This is a genomic window from Hyphomicrobium album (assembly GCF_009708035.1).
GTDB lineage: Bacteria > Pseudomonadota > Alphaproteobacteria > Rhizobiales > Hyphomicrobiaceae > Hyphomicrobium_A > Hyphomicrobium_A album.
In genome coordinates, this window is sequence record NZ_WMBQ01000002.1 from 639,934 (window position 1) to 663,723 (window position 23,790).

The 23,790-nt window shown below is 66.5% G+C and carries 27 protein-coding genes; 13 read left to right on the top strand and 14 right to left on the bottom strand.

From position 1 onward, the window contains the following. Positions 1-106 precede the first annotated feature (106 nt). Genes pgeF through lgt form a run of 3 tightly spaced genes read right to left on the bottom strand, consistent with a single transcriptional unit; the run spans position 107 to position 2,864 of the window. Positions 107-880, bottom strand: coding sequence for a peptidoglycan editing factor PgeF (gene pgeF, locus GIW81_RS15170; protein WP_154740198.1), 774 nt, complete (start codon positions 878-880; stop codon positions 107-109). Positions 881-891: 11 nt separating this feature from the next. Beyond that, positions 892-2,013 (bottom strand): class I SAM-dependent methyltransferase, encoded by a 1,122-nt coding sequence (locus GIW81_RS15175; protein ID WP_324615062.1) that lies wholly within the window; start codon positions 2,011-2,013, stop codon positions 892-894. After that, positions 2,010-2,864 (bottom strand): prolipoprotein diacylglyceryl transferase, encoded by an 855-nt coding sequence (lgt, locus tag GIW81_RS15180; RefSeq protein WP_195930587.1) that lies wholly within the window; start codon positions 2,862-2,864, stop codon positions 2,010-2,012. Before lgt ends, GIW81_RS15175 begins: the two co-directional genes overlap by 4 nt. A 198-nt stretch (positions 2,865-3,062) precedes the next feature. On the opposite strand from lgt, the gene GIW81_RS15185 reads away from it, so the two are divergent. The 4 genes from GIW81_RS15185 to GIW81_RS15200 all read left to right on the top strand — a co-directional run bounded on the left by GIW81_RS15185 (position 3,063) and on the right by GIW81_RS15200 (position 6,008). Then, a complete protein-coding gene (locus tag GIW81_RS15185) occupies positions 3,063-3,326 on the top strand; it encodes an accessory factor UbiK family protein (RefSeq protein WP_154740199.1) in 264 nt (87 codons plus the stop codon). Between the two features lie 179 nt (positions 3,327-3,505). Beyond that, the gene (locus GIW81_RS15190) at positions 3,506-4,003 is read left to right on the top strand and encodes a type III secretion system chaperone family protein (protein ID WP_154740200.1); all 498 of its coding nucleotides are present in this window, start codon (positions 3,506-3,508) and stop codon (positions 4,001-4,003) included. 42 nt (positions 4,004-4,045) lie between these two features. Further along, on the top strand, positions 4,046-4,867 hold the full coding sequence (proC, locus tag GIW81_RS15195) for a pyrroline-5-carboxylate reductase (protein WP_154740201.1): 822 nt from the start codon (positions 4,046-4,048) through the stop codon (positions 4,865-4,867). 451 nt (positions 4,868-5,318) lie between these two features. Continuing rightward, the gene (locus GIW81_RS15200; protein ID WP_195930588.1) at positions 5,319-6,008 is read left to right on the top strand and encodes a TetR family transcriptional regulator; all 690 of its coding nucleotides are present in this window, start codon (positions 5,319-5,321) and stop codon (positions 6,006-6,008) included. A gap of 4 nt (positions 6,009-6,012) precedes the next feature. Here the strand turns inward: GIW81_RS15200 and GIW81_RS15205 are convergent, their stop codons facing one another. The 3 genes from GIW81_RS15205 to GIW81_RS15215 all read right to left on the bottom strand — a co-directional run bounded on the left by GIW81_RS15205 (position 6,013) and on the right by GIW81_RS15215 (position 9,073). After that, positions 6,013-7,350 carry an ATP-binding protein gene (locus tag GIW81_RS15205; RefSeq protein WP_154740795.1) on the bottom strand — a complete coding sequence of 446 codons (1,338 nt, stop codon included), beginning with the start codon at positions 7,348-7,350 and terminating at the stop codon, positions 6,013-6,015. 405 nt (positions 7,351-7,755) lie between these two features. Beyond that, on the bottom strand, positions 7,756-8,466 hold the full coding sequence (locus GIW81_RS15210) for a response regulator (RefSeq protein ID WP_154740203.1): 711 nt from the start codon (positions 8,464-8,466) through the stop codon (positions 7,756-7,758). A gap of 31 nt (positions 8,467-8,497) precedes the next feature. After that, complete coding sequence (locus tag GIW81_RS15215) at positions 8,498-9,073, bottom strand: MarR family winged helix-turn-helix transcriptional regulator (RefSeq protein ID WP_154740204.1); 576 nt, start codon at positions 9,071-9,073, stop codon at positions 8,498-8,500. Positions 9,074-9,271: 198 nt separating this feature from the next. Here GIW81_RS15215 and GIW81_RS15220 point away from each other — a divergent pair, with 198 nt between their 5' ends. Then, complete coding sequence (locus tag GIW81_RS15220; RefSeq protein WP_154740205.1) at positions 9,272-10,168, top strand: branched-chain amino acid aminotransferase; 897 nt, start codon at positions 9,272-9,274, stop codon at positions 10,166-10,168. Between the two features lie 48 nt (positions 10,169-10,216). Here GIW81_RS15220 and GIW81_RS15225 read toward each other — a convergent pair whose 3' ends face one another. Then, the gene (locus GIW81_RS15225) at positions 10,217-10,678 is read right to left on the bottom strand and encodes an AAC(3)-I family aminoglycoside N-acetyltransferase (RefSeq protein ID WP_154740206.1); all 462 of its coding nucleotides are present in this window, start codon (positions 10,676-10,678) and stop codon (positions 10,217-10,219) included. A gap of 276 nt (positions 10,679-10,954) precedes the next feature. Here GIW81_RS15225 and GIW81_RS15230 point away from each other — a divergent pair, with 276 nt between their 5' ends. Further along, a complete protein-coding gene (locus GIW81_RS15230; RefSeq protein ID WP_154740207.1) occupies positions 10,955-11,230 on the top strand; it encodes a hypothetical protein in 276 nt (91 codons plus the stop codon). A gap of 6 nt (positions 11,231-11,236) precedes the next feature. On the opposite strand, the gene GIW81_RS15235 is transcribed toward GIW81_RS15230, so the two are convergent. Continuing rightward, positions 11,237-11,479, bottom strand: coding sequence for a hypothetical protein (locus tag GIW81_RS15235; protein ID WP_154740208.1), 243 nt, complete (start codon positions 11,477-11,479; stop codon positions 11,237-11,239). Between the two features lie 201 nt (positions 11,480-11,680). Here GIW81_RS15235 and GIW81_RS15240 point away from each other — a divergent pair, with 201 nt between their 5' ends. From GIW81_RS15240 to GIW81_RS15250, 3 genes are all read left to right on the top strand, one after another. Continuing rightward, positions 11,681-13,315, top strand: a complete 1,635-nt coding sequence (locus tag GIW81_RS15240; protein ID WP_154740209.1) for a phytoene desaturase family protein — start codon at positions 11,681-11,683, stop codon at positions 13,313-13,315. Between the two features lie 12 nt (positions 13,316-13,327). Further along, positions 13,328-13,747 carry an alternative ribosome rescue aminoacyl-tRNA hydrolase ArfB gene (arfB, locus tag GIW81_RS15245; protein ID WP_324615107.1) on the top strand — a complete coding sequence of 140 codons (420 nt, stop codon included), beginning with the start codon at positions 13,328-13,330 and terminating at the stop codon, positions 13,745-13,747. Positions 13,748-13,935: 188 nt separating this feature from the next. Further along, positions 13,936-14,349 carry a DUF2147 domain-containing protein gene (locus GIW81_RS15250; RefSeq protein WP_195930589.1) on the top strand — a complete coding sequence of 138 codons (414 nt, stop codon included), beginning with the start codon at positions 13,936-13,938 and terminating at the stop codon, positions 14,347-14,349. Positions 14,350-14,366: 17 nt separating this feature from the next. On the opposite strand, the gene GIW81_RS15255 is transcribed toward GIW81_RS15250, so the two are convergent. Beyond that, on the bottom strand, positions 14,367-16,190 hold the full coding sequence (locus GIW81_RS15255) for a patatin-like phospholipase family protein (protein WP_154740211.1): 1,824 nt from the start codon (positions 16,188-16,190) through the stop codon (positions 14,367-14,369). Positions 16,191-16,282: 92 nt separating this feature from the next. Between GIW81_RS15255 and GIW81_RS15260 the strand changes: the two genes are divergently transcribed. Continuing rightward, entirely contained in the window at positions 16,283-16,765 is a 483-nt protein-coding gene (locus tag GIW81_RS15260; protein ID WP_154740212.1) for a hypothetical protein, read from the top strand. On the opposite strand, the gene GIW81_RS15265 is transcribed toward GIW81_RS15260, so the two are convergent. Further along, a complete protein-coding gene (locus tag GIW81_RS15265) occupies positions 16,762-17,202 on the bottom strand; it encodes a hypothetical protein (RefSeq protein ID WP_154740213.1) in 441 nt (146 codons plus the stop codon). The genes GIW81_RS15260 and GIW81_RS15265 overlap by 4 nt on opposite strands. Positions 17,203-17,225: 23 nt before the next feature. Continuing rightward, entirely contained in the window at positions 17,226-17,444 is a 219-nt protein-coding gene (locus GIW81_RS15270; protein WP_154740214.1) for a hypothetical protein, read from the bottom strand. A 275-nt stretch (positions 17,445-17,719) separates the two neighbouring features. Between GIW81_RS15270 and GIW81_RS15275 the strand changes: the two genes are divergently transcribed. After that, on the top strand, positions 17,720-17,995 hold the full coding sequence (locus GIW81_RS15275) for a hypothetical protein (protein ID WP_154740215.1): 276 nt from the start codon (positions 17,720-17,722) through the stop codon (positions 17,993-17,995). Between the two features lie 113 nt (positions 17,996-18,108). Beyond that, a complete protein-coding gene (locus GIW81_RS15280; RefSeq protein ID WP_154740216.1) occupies positions 18,109-19,119 on the top strand; it encodes an asparaginase in 1,011 nt (336 codons plus the stop codon). A gap of 3 nt (positions 19,120-19,122) precedes the next feature. Here the strand turns inward: GIW81_RS15280 and GIW81_RS15285 are convergent, their stop codons facing one another. Genes GIW81_RS15285 through meaB form a run of 3 tightly spaced genes read right to left on the bottom strand, consistent with a single transcriptional unit; the run spans position 19,123 to position 22,214 of the window. Further along, on the bottom strand, positions 19,123-20,481 hold the full coding sequence (locus tag GIW81_RS15285; RefSeq protein WP_229309328.1) for a TIGR03808 family TAT-translocated repetitive protein: 1,359 nt from the start codon (positions 20,479-20,481) through the stop codon (positions 19,123-19,125). Between the two features lie 58 nt (positions 20,482-20,539). Then, positions 20,540-21,187, bottom strand: a complete 648-nt coding sequence (locus GIW81_RS15290; protein WP_195930590.1) for a pyroglutamyl-peptidase I family protein — start codon at positions 21,185-21,187, stop codon at positions 20,540-20,542. A gap of 22 nt (positions 21,188-21,209) precedes the next feature. Then, a complete protein-coding gene (meaB, locus tag GIW81_RS15295) occupies positions 21,210-22,214 on the bottom strand; it encodes a methylmalonyl Co-A mutase-associated GTPase MeaB (RefSeq protein ID WP_154740218.1) in 1,005 nt (334 codons plus the stop codon). A gap of 161 nt (positions 22,215-22,375) precedes the next feature. On the opposite strand from meaB, the gene GIW81_RS15300 reads away from it, so the two are divergent. Further along, positions 22,376-23,740 carry an alpha/beta hydrolase gene (locus GIW81_RS15300; protein WP_195930591.1) on the top strand — a complete coding sequence of 455 codons (1,365 nt, stop codon included), beginning with the start codon at positions 22,376-22,378 and terminating at the stop codon, positions 23,738-23,740. The last annotated feature ends 50 nt before the right edge of the window (positions 23,741-23,790 follow it).

Consider the following 23,790-nt stretch of genomic DNA (forward strand, 5'->3'; position numbering starts at 1 on the left):
ATCGTCTAACCAGTCACCCAGGCCACGTCCAGATCGAATCCGAGCGTTTAGGCGTTCGAGCGTATTTCGCCGAACAAAACGCAAGACGCCATTGTGGATTGTGCAATTACGCCACGACAATGGCGGAGATTTGACGTCCGTAATCCCCCTCTGAACGGTGCTGAGAGCGCCGAAAACTGAAGAACTTCGATTCGTTCACGTACGTGCACGGGCTCTGCCTCTCAACCCCGCCGAGACCACAGTCCTGCAGCCGTTTGGCCACAAATCCCGGCAAGTCGAAATGTGCCCGCTCCTCCGGACTATTGCGAGCCAGAAACGTTTCGTTGCTCGCGCAACTTTCCAGAAGGGTTGCTACGAAGTCTGGGCCGACTTCATATGAAACTTGGTTAATGCAGGGTCCAATGGCCGCGACAATGCGATTTCTCGCGGCGCCGAGCTTCTCCATTTCTGCAACGGTCGCCTCGAGCACCCCGGCGACGGCGCCGCGCCAGCCCGCGTGGGCAGCGGCGACGATCCCGGCTTCAGGGTCGGCGAAGAGGACGGGCGTGCAGTCGGCGGTGAGGATGCCGATGACCAGACCCGGGGTCGCGGTGACGATGGCATCGGCCTTGGGACGGGCGTTTGGATCGACCGGGGCGCCGAGGGCGACGGCGTCGCCGCTGTGCACCTGGTACACGGTGGTCACGTCGGAGTGGCTGCCGCCGAGGTGGCGTGCAACCCGGGCACGGTTCTCGGCGACGTTGGCAGGCACGTCGGCCGACCCTGGCCCGCAGTTGAGGCCCACATAGAGACCCTCCGAGACGCCACCGGCGCGGGTGAAGAACCCGTGGCGGATGTTCGGCAGGCGGGCGAGCGCCGCAGCTTCGATGGGTTTCAGCATGGCCTGAGCACTTAAGGTGCGCTACCCGGCATGTCCACGGGGGCGAGCCCCGGAAGTGGTGGCAATGCCGGGCCGCGGAAGCCGAGGACGCGGAAGCGGGTGCCCATGCCGTGCGGCGCGATCAGCCGGGCGACGGACGCTTCGATCTCAGCCGCCTTTGCCGGATTGGCCGCCATCAGCCGCGAGGCGCGCTCGACGATCCCGAGCCGCCCGAGGAACTCGCCCTGCGCCACCGGCCCGTCGCTGGCAAGACCGGCATCGTGCAGGGCTGCGGCGAGGGCGGCGAAGTCGACCTGCAGCGACAGGTCCGTCTCGCCCGGTGCGGCGAGCGGGTCGATGTAGCGATGCGCGGCGACGGCCTGCAGCGTGTCGCCGAAGCTCGGCCGGTCGTGCCCGTAGTCGATGAGGAGACCGGCGCAGGGCTCGCCCGCGGTCGCGAGGGCGCCGGCAAGATCGGGAAGGGCCGCGGCGGGCGGCTGAAAGATGTCGCCTTCCGTGGGCGGCGGAAGCTCCGGTGCCAGTACGGCTCCGGCGACGGGCGGACCATCGACGAAGGCGAGGTTCCCGTCTGCATCGGCGCCGACGCAGCGCGTGTGCCACGTGCCGCCGCGGCAGACCCATTGGTCCGCAGCCAGCGTGTCGACGAACTCGTTGGCAATGATGATGGTGGGCGTGTCGCCGGCGGGGATGGTGCGCTCCCAGGTGATGGCGACGCCCTCGACGGCAAGGGTCTCGCGCTGGACTTGTTCCAGCGCGTGGTTGCTCTCGACGAGCGTGACGGCGAGCGCCGCGTTGAACGCCGGCACGAGCCGCGCCGCACGCAGCCCATCGCGCATCAGCGTGCCGCGACCAGGCCCCAGCTCGATCAGGTGCAGGCGCGCGGGCGAGCCCATTTGTTGCCAGACGACGGCGCACCACAGCCCGATGAGCTCACCGAACGCCTGGCTGATCTCCGGCGCGGTGACGAAATCGCCGGCGCGGCCGATGGCCAGCTGCCGGCGATAGTAGCCGTGCTCGGAATCGTGGAGGCAGGCTTCGATGTAGGCGGCGATGCCGATCGGGCCGTCGCGGGCAATGCGCTGGGCGAGCTTCTGCGCCAGCGGCGTCGGCGCGCGCTGTGCGTCGCCGCTCACTTCAAGTCGCGGGTGCGCGCCAGGTAGATGACGGCGAGCCCGGCGAGCAGCATGGGAATGGAGTAGACGATGCCGGGCGTCAGCGGACCGATGTTGAAGGCGTGCGCAAAGTGCGGCTCGCGGAACAGCTCGGAGGTCGAGCGGGCGAGCGCATAGCCGGCGAGGAACACGCCCGATACGACGCCCGGACGCTTCAGCGCGTCGAAGTAGTGCGTGAGAAGCCGCAGCACGAGAAAGAGCAGCAGGCCTTCGAGTGCCGCCTCGTAGAGTTGGCTCGGGTGGCGCGGGGTCGGCTCGACGTTCGGGTAGTGGAAGGCGGCCTCGGGGAACACCATGCCCCAGGGAAGCGTCGTCGGCCGGCCGAACAGCTCGCCGTTGATGAAGTTGGCGATGCGTCCGAAGAACAGTCCGATCGGCACCGCCGCGGTGACGAGGTCGCCGGTGCTCCATGGATTGACGCCGTTGCGGCGCGCGAATGCCCAAATGGCGATGAGGCAGCCGACGAGTGCCCCGTGGAACGCCATGCCACCTTTCCAGACGGCGATGATGTCTTGCGGGTTCTCGAGGTAGTAGCTCGGCTCATAGAAAATGACGAAGCCGAGACGCCCGCCGAGCACGACGCCGGCGGTGATGTAGAGGAGCAAGTCGTCGACCTTGGCCGCCTCGAACGGTGGCCGGTCATTGGCCCATAGGTAAGGCTCGGACAGCAGGCGGCGAATGTATAGCCAGCCGAGCAGCAGGCCGGCGAGGTAGGCAAGGCCATACCACTTGATGGCCACCGGTCCGATCTGCAGGGCAACGGGGTCGATGTTTGGAAACGGAATCGTCCACAGGGTTGTCAGCAGGTTCATGCAATGCTTCGGCCGGCGCGGTGCGGCCGCTCCCCTGGGATTACGGCGTAGACGCCCGTGATGGGCGCCGCACGATTTCGGCAGGCGCGACGGCTGTCAAGGGCCGTGGCTGTCTTGAACGGCTCGCCGCTGCCGCTCATAGTCCCCACCTCCAGCACAGTCCAATGCATGCGGCGCAGCTCCGCGGAGGTAGATGCCATGACCCAGACGACCAATCGCTTCCTCGACGAGTTTGCCAAGTTGATGACAGATGCCGCCGGCGCGGCCGATGGCCTCAGGAAAGAGGCCGAGACGTTCTTCAAGGCGCAGGGCGAGAAAGTCCTTCGCGACATGGACGTGGTGCGCCGGGAGGAGTTCGAGGCGGTGAAGGCGATGACCGAGAAGGCTCGCGCGGAGAACGAGCGCCTCGAAGCGCGCATCCTCGCGCTGGAGACACAACTCGCGCAGCGCGGCACCGCGTGAGTCGCCAATCGTTCAATTGCCGGCACATTGGCCGTGGACAAGGCCGGGGCGAACTTGCGACTCGTGGTCCCGTCTGTTTTCGTCGCGACCGTTGATTGCATTCGTCGCTCTGTGGTGTCGCGTAGCTTTGTATCGACTACGAAAAAAGACCGCGAGACCTATAGAGGGATCCACGAAGCATGTCGGCTGAACACGTGGGCTACGGCCGGGTGACCAACCCTATCGATCTCATCGAGCGGCTCTCCGCCGCGCACGACTGGTCTTGCGACCGCACGAACGACGACGAGCTGACGCTGGTGATCGCCGGCACGTGGACCGACTATCACGTCTCGCTCAACTGGCGCGACGACCTCGAGGCGCTGCACGTCGCCTGCGCGTTCGACTTCCGCGTGCCGGAGAACCGGCTCAACGAAATGTACAAGCTCGTGGCGCAGATCAACGAGCAGCTCTGGCTCGGCCACTTCGACCTGTGGACCGGCGAAGGCCTCGTGATGTTCCGCCACGCGCTGCTGCTCAACGGCTCCGTCGCCACGAGCGCGCAATGCGAAGCGATGCTGCATGCTGCGCTCGAGGCCTGCGAGCGCTACTATCAGGCCTTCCAGTTCGTGGTCTGGGCGGGTAAGCAGAGCCGCGAGGCACTGGTCTCCACGATGTTCGAGACCGAAGGCCAGGCCTAACAACGCGGGCGCGCTCACGTCGCCCGCAGAAGCGGGGCGCCGATGACGTTCACCTCACAAGGTCCGCTGCTGCTGGCCGGTGCCGGCAAGATGGGTGGAGCGATCCTGGAAGGATTGCTCGCCCGCGGGCTCGATCCGCGCACCGTGATCGTGCAGGACCCCGATCCCGCGCCGGCTGTCGGAGACCTACTCGCCGACAACGGCATCGACGTGCTGCCGTTCATCGACGAGCTGACCCAGCCTCCGGGCGTCATCCTCATCGCCGTCAAGCCGCAGATCATGGAAGCGGTGCTGCCGGGTCTCGCCAAGCTCGCGGGGCCGCATACGCTGGTCGTGTCGATTGCAGCAGGGCGACGCTTGGCGAGCTTCGAGAAGTTCATGCCGGGCGCTGCGGTGGTGCGGGCGATGCCGAACACGCCGGCCGCGATCCGCCGCGGGATCACGGTCGCCGTTGCTAACAAGCGGGTCACGCCCGTGCAGCGCGCGTTCGCCGATGACCTGCTGTCGGCGGTCGGCGAAGTGCTTTGGGTGGACGATGAGGCTCTGCTCGATCCGGTGACTGCCGTGTCGGGATCGGGACCGGCCTACGTGTTCCTGCTGGCCGAGTGCCTTGCCGAGGCGGGCCGGGCCGCAGGGCTCGATGCCAAGCTCGCCGCGCAACTCGCGCGCGCGACCGTTGCGGGCTCGGGCGCGCTGCTCGAGCAATCCGATCTTTCGGCCGAGCAACTTCGGAAGAACGTGACGTCGCCCGGCGGGACGACGGCGGCGGCGCTCGAGGTTCTTGGCGGTGTGGACGGCCTGCAGAAGTTGATGACGGCCGCCGTGGCGGCGGCAACGAAACGCGGCCGCGACTTGGCGAAATGAGCGGGAGAGCCCTGGAGCCAATGTGCGGCCGCGTCTCTTGCGTTGCCTGAGCGGGCGTGAGCCCCGGCGGGCCCAGGCAAATTTGGTGGGCGGTGGGCACCAACGGCTCGGAAACCAAGGAGGATAGGTCCCAGAGCCGGTTGCGCGTAAGGCGCCGTCCCGCGTCGCACCGTGTTTTCAGTTATGATATACTGTTACACATATGGCAAGCCCCAGTTTGCCGCGCTCACGCGTTCGTGTGCGGCCAACTATGCGAAATATCACGGGAATTTTTCCCGGCCCGGCGTCTTGCCGCGGCTCAAGAGGGGCGCGGGTTTGCTGCGATCAAAGCTCAAGTATTTGTAGCCTCGGGCGGATTTCGCCTTGGTCGTCACCGGTGATCCGCGTCTTCAACCTTTTGGCCGCGCCTTCCGCTACCTACGTGTCTCGAAGGACAACACGGGAGCAGGCCATGCTGGACCAACTCACCATTCGCGGGCGGCTGGTCGCCGCTGCGCTGAAGCTCGCCGCCGAGCGCCCCTGGCGGGAGGTGACGCTGGCGAACATCGCCGAGGCCGCCGGCGTGAGCCTCGTCGACGTGCGGCGCGAGTTCAACGGCAAGTCCGACGCGCTCGCGGCGTTCGTGCGCATGGTCGATGACGCAGTGCTGGCGCGCGCGCCGCATCGCACGGGCACGCAGCCGGCCCGTGATGCGCTGTTCGAGGTGATCATGAGCCGTTTCGACGTGCTCGCCGCCTACAAGCCGGCGCTGAAGTCGATCGCGGCGTCCTGGACGCTCGATCCGTCGGTCGCGTGTGCGGTCGGACAATCACAGGCGTGGATGCTGCGCGCGGCGGGTATCCGGGCTGAAGGTCTGGAGGGGCAGGCGCGTGCCGCGGGCCTCGCCGCCGTCTACGCTTCGGTCTATCGCACCTGGCTCTCCGACGACGATCCGGGTTTGGCGAAGACGATGGCGGCCCTCGACCGGCATCTGCGCCGCGGCGAGCGCGCGTTGCAGTCGATCGACGATGTGACGGCGAAACTGTGCAGCGCGTTCAAGTCGTGCTGCGAGACTTTCCGCAATCGGTCGAAGCCAGCATCGGGCGCGGCCCCGGGTGACGCCGATCCGGCCGCCGCCGTTCCTCCCGGCGCTCTGTCGTAGGGCTCTACAGCGGGACGGAGATGACGGCGCGCAGGCCGCCCATCGAGCTTTCGCCGAGCGTGATGTCGCCGCCGTGGCTCTTGGCTATATCGCGGGCGATGGCGAGGCCGAGACCGGTGTTACCCTCGTCCTGGTTGCGCGCGTGGTCGAGCCTGTAGAACGGCTTGAACACGTTGGCGCGCTCGTCGGGCGGGATGCCGGGACCGTTGTCGTCGACCTCGACGCGCACCCACTGGCCTTCGACGGCGCCGCGAATGATGATCTGATCGCCGAAGCGCGCCGCGTTCGACACCAGGTTGGTGACCGCACGCTTGAACGCCTGCCGTTTCAACGGGAGCACGAGGTCCTCGCGCCGCTTGCGCATCTTGAGCTCGATCGGCGTGCCGAAGTACTGCGCCTCGACCTCCACCTCCTCGAGTAGCTCGCGCAAATTGGTCGGCGCGGATTCCTCGCCGCCGTCGCCTTTGGCGAACGCAAGGTAATCCTCGAGCATGTCCTGCATCTCACGCACGTCCGCCTGCAGCGAGAGCGCCTCGGGCGTATCGCCGAGCAGCGCCAGCTCCAGCTTGAAGCGGGTGAGGATGGTGCGCAGGTCGTGGCTGACGCCGGCGAGCATGGTGGTGCGTTGCTCGACGTGCGTGGTGATGCGGTCGCGCATTTCGAGGAACGCCGTCGCCGCCTGCCGCACCTCGCGGGCGCCGCGCGGACGGAAGTCGTCCGGTACCCGGCGCCCTTTGCCGAAGGCGTCTGCCGCCTCGGCGAGCCGCAGGATCGGACGGATCTGGTTGCGCAGGAAGAGAATGGCGACGGTGAGCAGGATCACCGACGAGCCGATCATCCACAACAGGAAGATGTGCGAGTTCGACGCGTACGTTTGCGAGCGCGTGGCGACGAAGCGCAGGATCGCGTTCTCGAGCTTGACGCGGATTTCCACGTGGCGCGACTGGCCGACGGTGTCGATCCAGAACGGCTTCTGCACCTGGCGGCGGATCTCGACCGACAGCGCCCGGTCGAGCAGCGCGAAGAACGGCTTCGGCCGAGGTGCGGGCAGGTCGCCGGGCGGCAGCACCTGCATCGACAGGTTGAGACGGTCGCGCGCCATCTCGATGAGCTGGCTGTACTCGTCTTTCTTCGGATAGTCCTCGTAGATGTCGATGACGGCGGCGATGTCGCGTGCCGTCGCCTCCGACAGGCGTCGCGTCACCGCCTGCCAATGCCGCTCCATGAACACGAAGGCGACGACGCCCTCGAGCACGACGATGGGCGCGATGATGATGATGAGCGCGCGGGCGTAGAGGCCTTTGGGCAAAACGTCGGCGATCCAGCCGCCGATGATTTGCATGTTGCGATTATGCGTCTTCGCGAACCACGTGAAGAAGACCGTCAACCAAGCGGGTGCCGGCGGTAGCTTCTCCCAGAGTTTCAACACGGGCTGGGGGACGTAAAAGTCGTCGCGGCGCGGCCAGCGCCATCGCGGCAGGCGGGCACGCGCAAGCGCCTGCCGCAGCGCATGCCAGGGCAGAAAGGGACGGCGCTCGGGCTCCTCGCCTTTGGCGAGCATCAACCGACCTCGAAACGCGGCGGACTAGTGCGATGATCGAGAAATTCGCAAGCGTCAGCGGCGAGGTACTGAGCGAATTTCTCGATCTGAATCGCACTAGCGAGTTTATGGTTCTAGTGTCCCTTATGATTTCGAAGTTCGCTCGGCTACTAGCATCGAACTCTGGCGAACTTCGAAATCGGGACACTAGTCGGAATAGAGGATATACCCTTTGCCGCGCACTGTCTGGAGGTACACGGGATTGGAAGGGTCAGTCTCGATTTTCCGCCGCAGACGGTTGATTTGCACATCGATCGCGCGGTCGCTGCCGGTGGAATCCTCCGGGGCAAGCTCGTGGCGGGGAATGGGGCTGCCGATGCGCTGGGCGAACATGCGTAGAAGGTCGCGTTCGCGCTCGGTGAGCTTGATCGTCTCGTCGTTGTGCTTGAGCTCGCCGCGCGACACGTGGAACACGTGGTTGCCCATGCGCACTTCTTCGCTCGGTCCGGAGCCGCCCGCGGCGCGACGCAGGATGTTGCGCAAGCGCAGAAGTAGCTCGCGCGGTTCGAACGGCTTCGGCAGGTAGTCGTCGACGCCGGCTTCCAGACCTTCGATGCGGTGCTCGGGCTCGGAGCGCGCGGTCAGCATGCAGATGGGAATGGAGCGCGTGGCCTTGAGCTCGCGCGCCAGGTCGAGGCCGTTCTCGCCGGGCATCATCACGTCGAGCAGCACCGCGTCGAACTCGAGCCCGCGCATGCCGGCGCGCGCAGTGGCTGCGTCCTGCGCGGTCGTCACGCGGAAGCCCTGCTCCGAAAGGTAGCGGCCGAGGAGGTCGCGGATCTTCTGATCGTCGTCGACGATGAGCACGTGCGGAGCGTTGTCGGGAAGCGGTGCGCTCGCGACTTTCGCGGTTCTCATAATTGCCCCTCGTCCTCGAGCCGTCGTCTCGTCAGGCGCGCGTTTCGGATGCGAGCTTTACCAGCGCCTCGACGCGCGGACGATCCGACTCCGTAATCATGGCAAAAAGGAAGCGACGCGCAAACTCTGCCGCCCCCGGGCCCGCTTTGGCCAGGGCAGCCTCGATATGCTTGATCTGCTGGATCGATAGCTTGTCGGCCAGGCGCCCGCCCTTTGCCGTCACAAACAGACGCCGCTCGCGCCGGTCGTCGTTTCCGGCGCGCTGCATAATGAAACCTTTATCGATGAGCTGCTTTAGAACGCGGGCGAGGCTCTGCTTGGTGATTTTGAGGATGTCCAAGAGATCGGCGACGCGCAGGCCCGGATTGCGATGCACGAAATGTAGGACCCGGTGATGGGCGCGGCCGAAGCCGTACTCCTCGAGCACCGCGTCGGGGCCGCCGGTGAAATCCCGATAGGCGAAGAACAAGAGCTCGACGCAGGCGACGAGGTCGGTCTGGGGACCGTCCTCAGGCTGAGGGCGCGATGCCCCGTTGGTGGTTGATTGCGCGGCGGATGAGCGCGACATGCGGCGGCCCGCAACGCTGTCGGACGTTATGTCAGTCATGTTGACTTATTTGGCCTCGATTGTTAGTCATGGCAAGTCATTTTGCGCAGGCGATCGGCGCGTTCGCACGAGCAGCACAAGCTTGAGCGAGGGGCGCGGGGGCGATCTGGATCACCAGCAGCGTTGCCCGCCAGCAGGCTCGTCACCGAGCCAGCTTAAGTAACGATCTTGGCGCAAAAGTCTACGGAGAGAGAACGCATGTCCGGGACAACTCCCTTTCACGATCGTGACGGCCTTATCTGGCTCGATGGCAAGATGGTTCCCTGGCGCGAGGGAAACATCCACGTCCTGACGCACGCTCTCCATTACGGCAGTGCGGTATTCGAGGGTCTGCGCGCCTACGGGGGCGAAATCTTCAAGCTGTCCGAGCATTCGCAGCGCCTGATCGAGAGCGCTAAAATGCTCGACTTCGACGTGCCCTACACCGCCGCCGAGATCGACAAGATCTGCCGCGACGTCGTCGAGGCCAACAAGCTTTCGGACTGCTACATCCGGCCGCTCGCCTGGCGCGGCTCGGAGCAAATCGGCGTGTCGGCGCAGGCGACCAAGATCCATCTCGCAGTTGCGGCGTGGCAGTGGGGCTCCTACTTCCCGATGGAGCAGCGGCTGAAAGGCATCCGCCTGACAATGGCGAAGTATCGCCGCCCCGATCCGGCGACGGCGCCCTCGAAGAGCAAGGCCGCCGGCCTCTACATGATCTGCACGGTCGAGAAGCATCGCGCCGAGAACGCCGGCTATGCCGACGCGCTCATGCTCGATTGGCGTGGCCGCGTTGCCGAGTGCACGGGCGCCAACATCTTCCTGATCAAAGATGGTGTCATCCACACGCCCGATCCCGACTGCTTCCTCGACGGCATCACGCGGCGAACGGTCATCGATCTGGCCAAGAAGCGCGGCTATCAGGTGATCGAGCGGGCGATCATGCCGGAGGAGCTCAAAGACTTCTCGGAGGTGTTCGTGACCGGCACGGCTGCCGAGGTGACGCCGGTCTCCGAGATCGGCGAGCACAAATACAAGCCCGGGCAGATCACGGAAAACCTGCTCAACGACTACATGGCTGCCGTGCAGCAACCGGCGCGCAAGGCGGCAGAGTAATTGAAGGCGCTCGCCGCCCTCCGCTAGTGCAAGGTTCCGGCCGCCGGCTCACGGCAGAATGTCGAAGTGCAGCACGTCCTCGCGCGTCCCGAGCTTAGTGTAGAGCGCGATGGCGGGTGGGTCGATGTAGTCTGCCTGCACGTAGATCACGTACGCGCCGCGCCTGCGCGCAATCGCCTTGAGCTCGTCGATCATCGCGGTCGCGATGCCCTGCCGCCGATACTCCTCGCGCACGGCGAGGTCGTAGATGTAGATCTCGCAGCGCGCCTGCTCGAACTTCTTCAGCTCGTACGCCGCCAGCCCTCCGGCCACGATCCCTTCGTGCAACGCGACGAGCGCAATGAAGGTATCCCCGGCGAGCAGCTTCCCGATGTAAGCATCGTCCGGCTGCGCGCGCATGTAGCTCTCGGTATCGCTGAATACCTCGCCGAACATCGTCAGCAGCGCGCGAAAGAGATCGGCATCGCCCGGCTGCAGTTGACGGTAGGCGTGAGATGCGGCTGGCGGCATGCGGCGATCCCGTTCACGTGTCCGCCGCAGTGCAAGTCGAGAAATCGGGCGACATTCAGGATCGCCGGGTCCGGCGCAGGCCACGTGTACGACACCCCATCCACAGGGCGCCGAGCCTGGACACCGTTCCAGATTGTCCCGCGGGGTAAGGCGCGCCCATACAAGGCGTGGCCACAACGGCACACCGGTGCGCGTGTCGTGCACTGAGAATCGGCCACTCGGTTGCCACCGCTCCGTCTCTCCCACACACTGTTCGCGCTTGGGATGCATCGGGGCATGCGCATGCGGCGACTGGGTCTATTGGCGATGACGTTGGCCGCGGCGATGGCCATGGCGCCTGATCTGCGTGCCCAGGAGGGGCCGGGCGGCCTCATCAATCCGCAGCGCGACTGCCAGACAATTCGCACCTGCAACTTCCGCAAGGGCGGGTCGTATCGCGGCTGCCTGTCGAGCTACAGCTGCCGGGCGTGCCGTTTCGTGCGCGTGCCGTGCAAGGGCGTGCGCGGCGGCACCTGCCAGCGGATGCGTTGCGGCTGGGGTGGCGTCAGCTAAGCGACTTCAGGATTTTTGGCTGAACAGCATCTGGCCGACGCCGGCGCAGAAGATGGCGATGGCCGTGCCGATGGTCATGAGCGACACCGCGCTCGGGCTGTGGCCAACGGCGGCCCCGATGCCGGCGATGAGCGCCGTCCAGAAGAGTGCGGGAAAGAGCGAGACGATCAGCAGCCCGGCGAACTGGTAGGAAGCCTCGTCCTGCGCGTCGCGGCGGGTGATGGCCTTGGCGTTCGCGGCGATCTGCATGGCGTTCCAACTCCAGGCGTCCGGATCTGATACGGCAACGCTAGGCGTTTGCTCTAAACGACATACTAACGGCTCCAATTGAAGCAAGATCCGGGTGATCAGTGTTAATTACGAGTATTAGATTGTTCGCTACCGCACACAGAGCCCCGCGTCCCGCGTCGCGAGGCCTTGCGGCGTGACCGCAGACTGATGGCTACGAGCATGCAATCTTCGGGCGACTTCGATGCCGTTCTCATCGGCGGAGGGCACAACGGTCTGACCTGCGCCGCCTATCTGGCGGCGGCGGGGCTCAAGGTCGTCGTGCTCGAGCAGAACGATGTGGTCGGCGGCGCGGCGGTGACGGAGGAGTTCCATCCCGGCTTTCGCAATTCGGTCGCTGCCTACACGGTGAGCCTCCTCAATCCGAAGGTCATCGCCGATCTCGAGCTGGCGCGGCATGGGCTGAAGATCGTGCAGCGTCCGGCGGCGAACTTCTGGCCCATCGACGACAAGCGCTATCTGTTGATGCGCGGCGACCAGGCCGAACGGCAGGCGGCCATCGCCCGCTTCTCCAAGCGCGACGCGGAGCGGCTTCCCGCATACGAGACGATGTTGGAGCGCGCCGCCGACGCCTTGCGCGATCTCGTGCTGGTGACGCCGCCCAATGCCGGCGGCGGCATCCTCGAATTGCTCAAGGGCGCCGGCGTCGGCAGGCGCCTGCTGAAGCGCAGCGTCGATGAGCAGCGCGTGCTGCTCGATCTCTTCACGCGCAGCGCGGCGGACTTTCTCGACGATTGGTTCGAGAGCGACGTCGTCAAAGGTGCGTTTGCGTTCGACGGCATCGTCGGCAACTACGCGGCGCCCTCGACGACTGGTACTGCCTACGTCCTGTTGCACCACTGCTTTGGCGAGGTGAACGGCAAGCGTGGCGCCTGGGGGCACGCCATCGGCGGCATGGGTGCGATCACGCGGGCGATGGCGTCGTCGGCGCAGGCGCGCGGGGCGCTTATCCGTACCGGCGCCAAGGTGCGCGAGGTCATGGTGCGCGACGGCGCGGCCCGTGGCGTTGTCCTCGAGAACGGCGAGGAAATCCCGGCGCGCGCCGTCGTGGCCAATGTCGGCCCAAAGCTATTATTCCGCGATCTGCTGCCGTCGGATGCGGTCGCTCCGGAAACGCGCTCTCTCTTCACGCGCATGAAAACCGGCTCCGGCACCTTCCGCATGAACGTGGCGTTGAGCGAGCTGCCGAGCTTCACCTGCCTGCCGGGCACCAACGCGCAGGACCACCACGGCGCCGGCATCATCATCGGGCCGGACATCGGCTATCTCGAGCGTGCGTACGACGACGCGCGGGCGGGCGGATGGTCGCGCGATCCGGTTGTCGAAATGCTGATCCCTTCGACGCTCGATGACTCTCTGGCGCCCCCGGGGCAACACGTCGCCAGCTTGTTCGTGCAGCACGTCGCGCCGCACTTGCCCACGGGTCGCAGCTGGGAGGACGCGCGCGAGAAGGAAGCCTTCGCCGACCTCGTCATCGATACGGTGAGCAAATACGCGCCGAACTTCGAGCGCGCGGTCATCGCTGCGCAGATCCTCTCGCCGCTCGATCTGGAGCGACGCTTCGGCATGATCGATGGCGACATTTTCCACGGCGCGCTGACGCTCGATCAGCTGTTCTCCGCGCGCCCGAGCCTCGGCTACGCCGACTACCGGCTGCCGCTCGCGGGGCTCTATTTGTGCGGCTCGGGGGCCCATCCGGGCGGCGGCGTCACCGGCGCGCCGGGCCACAACGCGGCCCGCGAGATTGTCCACGACCTCAAAGGCTGGCGGACGTTCGTGCGCCGCGCGAGGAGCTGAGCCGTGGGCACGATCCGCATCAGCGAAAGCGTGACGATCGACGAGAGCGAGCTGGAGGAGCGCTTCGTGCGCTCGTCCGGCCCCGGCGGCCAAAACGTCAACAAGGTGTCGACGGCGGTGGAGCTGCGGTTCAACGTCGCCGCCTCTTCGGCGCTGCCGGGCGAGGTGCGGGCGCGGTTGGTTCGGCTTGCTGGCCGGCGGCTGACGGACGACGGCGTGCTCGTCATTCGCGCCGAGCGCTTCCGCACTCAGGAGCGCAACCGCGAGGATGCCCAGGAGCGCCTGTTCGATATGATCCGCGAGGCATGCATCGTGCCCAAGCGACGCATCAAGACCAAGCCGAGCCGTGGGGAGAAGGAGCGGCGGCGGGAGGCGAAGGCGAAGCGCAGCCACGTCAAGCGGTTGCGCGGCTCGAAGCCTGATTTCGGCTGATCCGCCATCGGCCGAACGCGAATCACGCGTTCAATTGCGCCACCCGTATTTATTGGCTTATCGTCCGTTTGAGGCGTTGGACCGCGTGACATCTGACCGGCGCAATTCTAAGACATGCGATGAGCAGGGTGGGTGCGGCGAACGGCCGAGTGGGCTGTTGCCGTAAGGATTTCGGCAGGGGAAGTGCAATGACTAGACTTGCAAAGGTGGGCCTCGCGGCGGCCGCGTTGGTGACAGCGGCGGCAGGTTTGTGCGCGGCGGCCGAGGAGGGTCCGCTCGGCGTGTGGATCGATCACACCGGCCGCGGTGCGGTCGAGATCACCAAGTGCGGCGATGCCCTGTGCGGCAAGGTCGTGTGGGTTGCCGACATGAAGAATTCCGAAGGTTGCGGCTTGGAAATCCTCGGCGACGTGAAGCCCATGGGTGACGGGACCTACGACGAAGGCTGGATCTACGATCCCGACAGAGACGCCAAGTTCAGTGTCGAACTCGTGCCGCAGGGCAACAAGCTTTCGGTCCACGGGTACAAGGGCATCAAGATGCTCGGCGAGACTTTTGTGTGGACGCGTGCCCCGGCGGATCTCGCGCGCTGCCCATCGTAAACTAAGCGTCAAATCGCCTAGCGTGCCGTCGCCGTCGCTTCCACCGCGGCGATCAACGGATGGCGCGCGCGCTTCAGGCGCTGCACCTCTTCCAGTCCCCACCAGTAGGCGTTGCGCACCAGCTCCGCGTGCCGGTGCCAATCGAGAATGCCCATGTCGGCGGGAATGGGCGGCACGAACAGGACGTCGTCCTGCTTCATCTGCCGGAGGAAGTCGTCGCGCCCCGCCATCAGCGAGCGCATCAGCACGGTCGTGAGCCCCGGCGCGGCCGGCAGCTTGCCGCGCGTCAACGGGTTGATGGACATGCGGATCAGCTCGGCGCGTGAGGGAAGCGATTCATACTTCACGTCGAAGCGCTCCAGCTCCGGGATATCGAAGCTCACGACGACGTTCGGTCCGCTCTTCAGCGCATGCATGGTGGTGATGGGCAAGTTGTCGAGCAGGCAGCCGTCGACCAGCATCTCCCCTTCGGGCGTATAAACGGGCGGTAGCAGCACCGGGATCGACGACGAAGCGCGGATCGCCTCGAACAGGTCGCCGCGGTCGTGGCGGTGCAATTGGTAGCTCGACAGGTTGGTCGAGACGGAGAAGAACGGGACCCAGAGGTCCTCGATGTTGACGCCGCCGAAGTAGCGCGACAGCTGCGTGTCGTAGTGGCGGTGGTCGAGCAGCGAGTAGCGCGGCCAGGTGTAGCGCTGCATCGCCCGGTTGGTGACGAAGATGTCGTGTGTGCCGCGGTCGATGTCGTCGGGGTGCTTGTCCATGGCGAAGGCGCCGGTCATCGCCGCGCCGGCTGACGTGCCGCCGACAATGTCGAATTCGAAACCCGACTCGAGCAGCGCTTTGTAGAGGCCGACGTGCGCGGCGCAGAGCGCTCCGCCGCCGCAAGCGACGAGGCCCAACGCGCTGCCGTTGATGAACCGATAGAGCCGCGCCATCGTGCTGCGGTCGTCGAGCGCCACGTGATGATGCATGGCGACGCTGCGGCGACGCAGCCAGCGGGCGGTACCGGAGAGAGGCGCGCGGCGCTCGTGCACGACGACGAGGCGCCGGGCCTCCGTATCGACGAATGCCGCGGCAAGCTGTTCGAGCGCATTGGGGGCCGGATCGGCGTCGGGCGTGGCGATGGCCAGCACCAGATCGGCGTGGCGGATTGCCTTCTGCGACCAGGGTGTGAGCTCGGCGTCGGCGAGGAAGACCAGGTAGTCATAAGAGCTTTCGAGCTGGTTGAGGGCTTGCGTCGCCTCGGCGCTGTCGAGGGGGGGAAGGAGCTCGGCAGCGCGCGCCGAATTGAGCACCAATGTGTTGGCGCTCGCCGAAAAGACGGCGTTGAGCTGATCGAGGAAGCGCTCCGGGACATGGGCGCCGCCGGCGCGGATGACGGCGATGGTGCGGGGCCGCGGGTCGGGTGCCGACGGCTGCGAGATGCTGGTGGTGGCGGCGAGCCGCTGGGCCAGCGAGGCGGTGAGCGTCCGCCAGATCCCGGGGCACTTAGCGGCGATGGAATCGAACTCGGCGCGCCCGAGGCGCAGCACCAGGCTGTCCCGCATGGCCGTCACCGTTGCGGTACGCGTGCCGCCGGTAAGGAAAGCGATCTCGCCGATCGGCTGCTCGGGTCCGATCTCGGTGAGCGGTTCGCGCCGTCCGTCGAGGGTCACCGAGAAGCGCCCGGAGATGACGATGTATAGCGCGTCGGCGGCCTCTCCCTGCCGCACCAGCACGTCGCCGCGCTTCAGTGGTTGCGTCTCGAGCCCGGACATGAGCGCGGCGCGCTCGTCCGCGCTCAGCTCGGAGAAGATGCCGATGACGGGAAGCCCGGCTTTGGACAGGAGCGAATGCATCGGCGCTTGGTGCCTTCAAAGCAGCTCGGCGGGCAGCATAGTTCAGTTCCGGCGCGAGCGCGCCGGCAATCGGCCGAAAGCGTTCACGCCTCGTGCATCTGGTCGCCGAGCCGGGCTTCGGTTACCCTGATGCATGGTGGTGCGGTCTGGCGGACGCGGGGGATATTGCCATGCGCTTCATTGTATTTTTGCTGGCCCTAGCGGCGGCGCTGACCGCGGTCGCAGCGCTTCTCATCGCGACGATGTCGATCTTCACCGACAATCCTCACGACCCCAAGGTTCCCTGGGGCTACGCATTGGTGGTCGCCGCCGGCGTCGCGATGGCACTATCGGCAATCTCGGCCTTGGCGATTTGGGGCAGTCCGCGCGCTGCGGCATGGCTGCTGTCGAGTGCTGCAATGGCCGGCGTCGTCGGCATGGCGGCTCAGGGCGTCATCATGTTCCTCGTCCGGAACAATCCGAACGCTCCCGATGCCTATAACATCGCGACTGCCATAGTATTGGCGGGCGCCGCGCCGGCGCTGCTGGCCACGCTAGGAGCGTGGCTGTCACGGCGCGTCGCAACGGCCGGTTAGGCGGCGAGGCGGGCAGCCTCCTCGGTCGACGGCGCGGGGCGCTTTTCAAGTGTGACGACGTTGGCGGCGCGTACCTCGTTGAGGGCGATGAGGAAGCGCTGCGGGCTGAACCCGCGATGGCCGTTGAGGCGCTGGCTGGCGGCAATGGCGATGGCCGGGGCGAGCAGCGCATGCCCGCCATCGAGCAGCATGTCCTTGAGGCGGCGGGCGCCGAACACTTCCACGAGGTGGCGGAAGCGGACGAAGGAGGCCAGCGCGCTCTGAGGCTCGGCGTGATGACGGCTCTGCATGACAGTACGCGCTGTGTCGAGATCGGCATCGGTGGCGCCATTGAGTAGCACCAGCCCGCGGCCACTCTCGACAAGGGATCGCATGGCGGCTGCAAGATCGGCGGCATCGACGGCCGGGATGTCGCTGAGGTCGAAGGTCATGGCCATTGGTCTGTGCTCCCGCTCGATCGTCAGTGGCTGCCGCCGCCGAAGGCGGTCCAGGGCGAGCCGGTCATGAGGAAGATTTCCTTGCCGCGGCGGGCGGAAACCAGGAAGTCGACCGAGTGGCCGACGAGCTTGCCATTGAGGTTGACGACCTCGTCCTTGGCGAAGCGGTACTTGGCGCCGTTCTCGGCTTCGATGACGCCGAAGCCGACTTCCGGGCTGAACTTCGTGATGCGTCCGTGCATGGCACTCTCCCTGAATTTTGCGGCCATTCCTGGCCGGCTATGGGGGCAGATTGCCTCAGGGCTCGGGGAGCGCGCTGTTCCGGCAGTGACAGGTTTTTGGAAGTTTTTCGCCGGCGGCCCGTGCCCGTCGAGAGCCCTCGCCGGGGCCGCATTTGCGGTGTATTGAACTGGGCTTGGCGGGCGTTAACCGTGCACGCCGGGCATTCAGTCTGGGTTCATGGCTGCGGCCCTAGGGTCGAGATGCGATCCGTAAGAGGACGTTGAAGGTGAGGACGATGACGAGCGCTCTGCGTGCAGCGTTTCCGGTGCTGGCTCTGATCGGCGCGGCCGCGGGGCTAACTGCTCCCGCGCTCGCCAACTGCGACTGGTACGTGAAGACGTCGCTTGAGCAGCAGCAGCGCAACCTGAAGCTCAAGTGCGGGTTGTCGGGTGCCGAGTGGTCCGTCGACAAGGGGGCGCACGCGGCGTGGTGCGCTTCGGTAAGCCCCGACACGTCGCGCTCGACCGCGCAGAAGCGCGAGGCCGACCTCGGCAAGTGCGCGGCGAAGTAGTTTGCGACGGCGCACGCGGCGCCGGAAATTTCTCCATCGGTGTGCACGAAGGTTGGGCGCTCTAACGCCACACCCGGCTTGATCGCGCGCGCGACGCAGCCGATGCTGTGCACATGGAAGATCCGATCCTGATCGAAGTCACGCGCGGCCCGCTGGTCGAGAGCTGGCATCGCGGCGCGGTCGCCGTTGCGGCGCCATCCGGCGCGCTGGCGTTGCGCCTGGGCGACGTCGAGCGCTTGGTCTATCCGCGTTCGGCGGTGAAGGCGCTGCAGGCCCTGCCGCTGATCGAGACAGGCGCTGCCGATCGTTTCGGCTTCGGCGCGGCCGAGATCGCGCTCGCCTGCGGCTCGCACGCGGGCACGGAGCGGCACACGCATCTCGCCGCCGCCATGCTCGAGCGGGCCGGCTTGAGCGAGAGCGCGCTCGGCTGCGGGGCGCACGCTCCGCTCGGCGCCTCGGCTGCCAATGCGCTGATCAAGGCCGGCGAAACGCCGACGCAACTCCACAACAACTGCTCCGGCAAGCACGCGGGCATGCTGGCGACAGCCGTGCACTTGAAAGAGCCGATCAAGGGCTATTGGGAGGCGGCGCATCCGGTGCAGGCCCGCGTACACGAGGCGCTGGCCGACATTTCCGGGCTGCCGTTGGGAGATGACGTGCGGGGCTTCGACGGCTGCTCAGTGCCGAACTGGGCGATGCCGCTGTCGGCGATGGCGCGCATGTTCGCTAAGCTCGTCACGGGTCAGGGAATGACGCCGGAGCGACGCGCCGCCGTGTCGCGCATTCTCGATGCGTGCTGGGAGTTCCCCGACATGGTCGCCGGCAAGAGCCGCGCCGACACCGTCGTCATGCGCGCGCTGCCGCGGCAGGTGTTCATGAAGACGGGCGCCGAGGGCGTCTACTGCGGCGCTTTTCCCGAGCTGGGCCTGGGTTTCGCGTTGAAGATCGACGACGGCGCCAAGCGTGCGGCGGCCGGCGCGGCGATCTCGCTGGTCGAGCGTCTATATCCGGCGGCGCGCGGGCTGATGCCGGTCGGGGCGCTGAAGACGTGGCGCGGGCACGAGGTCGGCGGCGTGCGCTCGTCACCGCTGTACGAGGACGCCCTCGCCAAACTCAAGGTTTAGCGATCAGACCGACAGGTTGCCGGCGATAGCGAGCAGCTTTTCGGAGCTGCCGCCGTGCGTCAGCTCAGGGCCGGTGGGGTTGCCGGCCGCGTCCATGGCGCGGATAGCCCCATCGCTCGCGCCGGAGATCATGTTGTTGGCGAGCACGCAGGCGCCGGCCGCCCGGTCCGTCGAAACGAGGATGCCGACGCGCGAGGCGCGCACCAGGTTCCCCGTCGCCACTACCTCACGCATATAGGCGCCCCAGCCGATGACGATGCCGGCGGTCGGTGCACCTTCGACGACGTTGCCGGTTATGGCCGTGTCGGCCTCCACGGTGATGCCGTGGCCGCGCTTGTCGACCGGCTCCTGCTCGCGGCGGAACAGGTTGCGCACGAGGTTGCCCTGCACGACGCCGAGGCGTCCGCCGTCGTTGAAGTTGGTGAGCGTGATGCCGGTCGCCGCGGTGTCGACGACATTGTTGGCGACGAGCGCGCCCTCGAAGCCGAACTCGGCGTAGATCGCCACTTCGCCGAGGCGCGCGCACGAATTGGCGAGGATCTGGATGTTGGAGGACGCGTTGCCGCGCACGGCGCTGAAGGCGCAATCGGTGATGCGGTTGCCCGAGACGAGCACGCTGCCGGCGCGAAAAACGTTCACGCCGTTGCCGTTCTCGCCGGTGCCGCCGCCGTCGGCGCGGATGCGCGCGATGCGGTTGCCGGTGACGATGCTGCCGTCCTCGCCGGGCTCGGAGCGCCACACCTGGACGCCGTTGTTGCCGCAGTGGGCGATGTCGTTGTGCGTGATTTCGAGACCGGCGGCGTCGACGCTGCGGATGGCCGCCTGCAAAGTATTCGAGACGGTGCAGTCGGCGACGGAACCTGCACAAGCCATGAGCGAGATGCCGTTGGCGGGGCTGCGGCTCAGAGCGAGGTGCCGCAAGCGCACGCCGCGTGAGTTGCGCACGTCGATCAGGCCGTCGGCGGCGCCAAGCATCTGGTAACCGCCGTCGAGCACCAGACCTTCGATGAGGATGTTGTCGGCGTGGTCGGCGGTGATGAAGCCTTCGCCACCGGCGAACTCCAAGGTCGTCGCGCCGGCAGCGCCGACGAGGCGTGCACCGGCGCGCAATTCGAGCGCGCCTATGCGAAAGCGCCCGGCGGGGAGCTCGAGCGGCTCACCTCGGTTCGTGGCGGCGTCGAGCGCGGCCTGCAGTGCCACCGTTTGATCGGAGGTGCTGCCGGGAACGAGACCGAGGTCGCCGGCCGCCGACGCGCGCTTGCGCGCCTCGGCCGGGCGTGCGCCAGCGGCGGCACCGGCAGCGATGCCAGCGGCGAGGCCGGCGGACAGCATATGGCGGCGATCGATGGTCATGGGGCTCATTGCTCGGCTGCTTCAGGGAAGCCAAGCAAGTCTGAGGCCAGCTCCGGTTAACGGAGGATTAGGCAGGCGCATCCTCGAGGCAGGTTGCGATGATTTCCAGGCCGCCGGCCACCGCCGTGGGCCAGGTCAGCCGGCATTCGACGATTTCGGCGGGGTCGCAGGCGCCGGCGGCCAGCGCGGCCGGGATGTGAACGAAGCCCGCGATATGCGGTCTCGCCTGGGTGCTCGCGGCGGCCAGCGAATGATAGAGCAGGGCATTGCACAGGTAGGCGCCGGCGTCGTCGGAGGTACAACATGGGACGCCGATTGCCTTCAGCCGCTCGACGATGCGTTCGATCGGCAGCGTCGTGGAAAGCGTGTCGGCGCCGGACTTCACCACGGCGACCTCCGCTGGCAGCGCGCCGCAGGCGTCATGGCGGGGCTCGCAGACGTTGCGGGAGACCCGCTCGATCCGGAAGTCCTCCGCGCCCTGGGATATGCCGAAGTGCAGCGCCAGGCGTGGCGCATTCGCACTGAGGAGGGATTGCAGCAGCTCGGGTGCCCGGTTCCAATCGACGGGAAGCACCGCATCGACGATGTCATAATCGGGAAAGCGCTCACGCGCGGCGGCGGCGAGCTGCGGCACGAGCGTCTCGGTGGCGTTGGCGGCAATGCCGGGAAACGCGCCGAAGCCGGTGAGTAGAACTGTGGGGCGCTGTGAGGTCACGACGGCTCGCTGCAGCGCCGGCTTACGCTCGAATGCCGGCCAACGCCATTATCTCGTCGACGGCAAGCGTGGGCAACAGGCGTCCCTCGCGCACGTCGGCCTCCAGCTGCGGCAGTCGCTGCGCGACCTGCGCATTGGCCTGCACCGCGCCCATGATGCGGTCGGACAGCATGTCGCGCATCCAGGCGACGGCCTGACGCTGACGGCGCTCGTCGAATTCGCCCGACGCGGTGAGTGCCTTCTTATGCGCGAGGATGCTGTCCCACAGCTTGTCGAGGCCCTTGTTCTCGCGGCCGGAGATGGTGATGACCGTCGGCGTCCAGGTCGGCGACGGCGGGTTGAGGATCTGCAGCGCCGCGCGATATTCCGCGGCGGCGCGCTCGGCGCGCGTGACGTTGTCGCCGTCCGCCTTGTTGATGGCGATCATGTCGGCGATCTCGATGATGCCCTTCTTGATGCCCTGCAGGTCGTCGCCGCCGCCGGCGAGCAGCAGCACGAGGAAGAAGTCGACCATGTCGGCGACGGCGATCTCCGACTGGCCGACGCCCACCGTCTCGACGATGATCACGTCGAAGCCGGCCGCTTCACACAACGCCATCGTCTCGCGTGTCTTGCGGGTGACGCCGCCGAGCGTGCCGGAGGTGGGCGATGGCCGGATGAAGGCGTTCGGCTCCTGTGCCAGCCGGTTCATGCGCGTCTTGTCGCCGAGGATGGAGCCCCCGGTGCGCTTCGACGTCGGGTCGACGGCGAGCACGGCGACGCGACGCCCCATGCCGACGAGATTCATGCCGAGTTCGTCGATGGTCGTCGACTTGCCGACGCCCGGCACGCCGGTGACGCCGAGCCGCAAGGCGCCGGTCTTCGCCGGCAACAGGGCCTGCAGCAATTGCTGCGCCCGCGCCTGATGCTGGGCTTTGGTGCTTTCGACGAGCGTGATGGCGCGCGCCAGCATTGCCCGGTCGCCGGAGCGCACGCCCTCGACGTAGGCGTCGAGCGAGGGTCCCGTTGCGGCGGCGGCGGTTTGCATGGCTTCTCCTAGAATCCGGCGCCCTGTTGATAGTTTGACGAAATCATTGTTCGCAAGCGTGGCATGCCGACGCCTGTGTGGGATCGGCACCTTGCCGGGTACATCCCCGGTTCATAATCTGCCGGATAAGCAAAAAGGGATAAACGAGGGGAGGGGCGTCGATGCCCGCGCTTTCCGGCCTGATGTTGGCGGCGCTGGGGCTTCTGGCGGCGCTCGTCGTCTATTTTCTCGCCTGGCGCGCGACCGCCCACCGCTCGATTGCGACGCAGGCGCTGGTGCGCGGCGGCTTGTTCGTGCTGCTCGCCGTCCCGCTCGCGGCGGTATTTCTTCTCAGCCCGACGATGCACCGCGCCTTCGACAAGCGCGAGCCGCAGCTTTCCTCGCCGCTCGATGACGAGGCGCCCCCGACGCCGACGGCGAAGTCGGATGCCAAGCCCCGAGGTCGCTTGGGTGATCCGGCTGACGGTTCCAGTCCGCCGATGGCGACAATGGCCCGGGAGGCAGCATGGGATGTGGTGCCGGTGTTCTTCGGCACCGACCGCGAGGAGAAGCCTGACCCAAAGCGCCTGGCCTACAGCGCCGAGCGTGGTCGCCGGTTGGAGCTGGGTCGCGCAATGGTGACAGTGCCCAAGAGCCATCAGGTTCCGAACGTCGAGCGGCCGTGGGTGGTCAAGATCCCGTATTTCGACGTGACGATCTACGAGCAGGCGGAGGATCCGGCCCAGCATTTCACCATGCAGGAGATGAAGAAGCTGTCGCAGACGGACTTCGTCGCGCTGGTGGGCGAGCGTCTCACGGCATCGAACCGCTACAAGGATCACGCGCTCGTTTTCGTGCACGGCTACAACACGTCTTTCGACAATGCGGTCTACCGCACAGGGCAGATCGCCTACGACTTGAAGTTCGACGGCGCGGCGTTCCTCTACAGCTGGCCCTCCGGCGGTGCCGTGGCGAGCTACACCTACGACCGCGAGAGCGCGCAGGCGTCGGAGCCGTACATGCGCGCGTTCCTCGATCTCGTCATCAAGCAATCGGGGGCGAAGTCGGTCAGCATCATCGCCCACTCGATGGGCAACCAGCCGCTGATGGATGTCTTGAAGGACATGCGCAACGCCGCGCCGGAGGTGGCTATCAACGAAGTGATCCTTGCTGCTCCCGACGTCGACGCCGACAATTTCGCCAACGTCGCGCAGCGTATCGAGGGGATTGCCCGGGGTGTCACGCTCTATGCCGCCGCCAACGACCGGGCGCTGATCGTATCACGCAACTTCTGGCAAAATCCGCGGGCCGGCGACGTTACGGCTTCTGGCCCCCTGATCGTGCCGGGCATCGAAACCATTGATGTGACAGCGGCGTCCACAGACAGTTTCGCCTTAAATCACTCGGGTTACGCGGAGAACAACGAGCTGTTGCAGGATATTGGTAAGCTCATTCTGAGCGGCCTGCGTCCGCCCGATCAGCGGTTGCCGGCCCTCAAGCGCACGTCCTCGCCAAAGGGGGACTATTGGCGCTATACGGCGCCCTAAGGGAGCCACAGCTGGAGCGTAATGCGGCGCGTCGTTTGCCGCCTTATTGA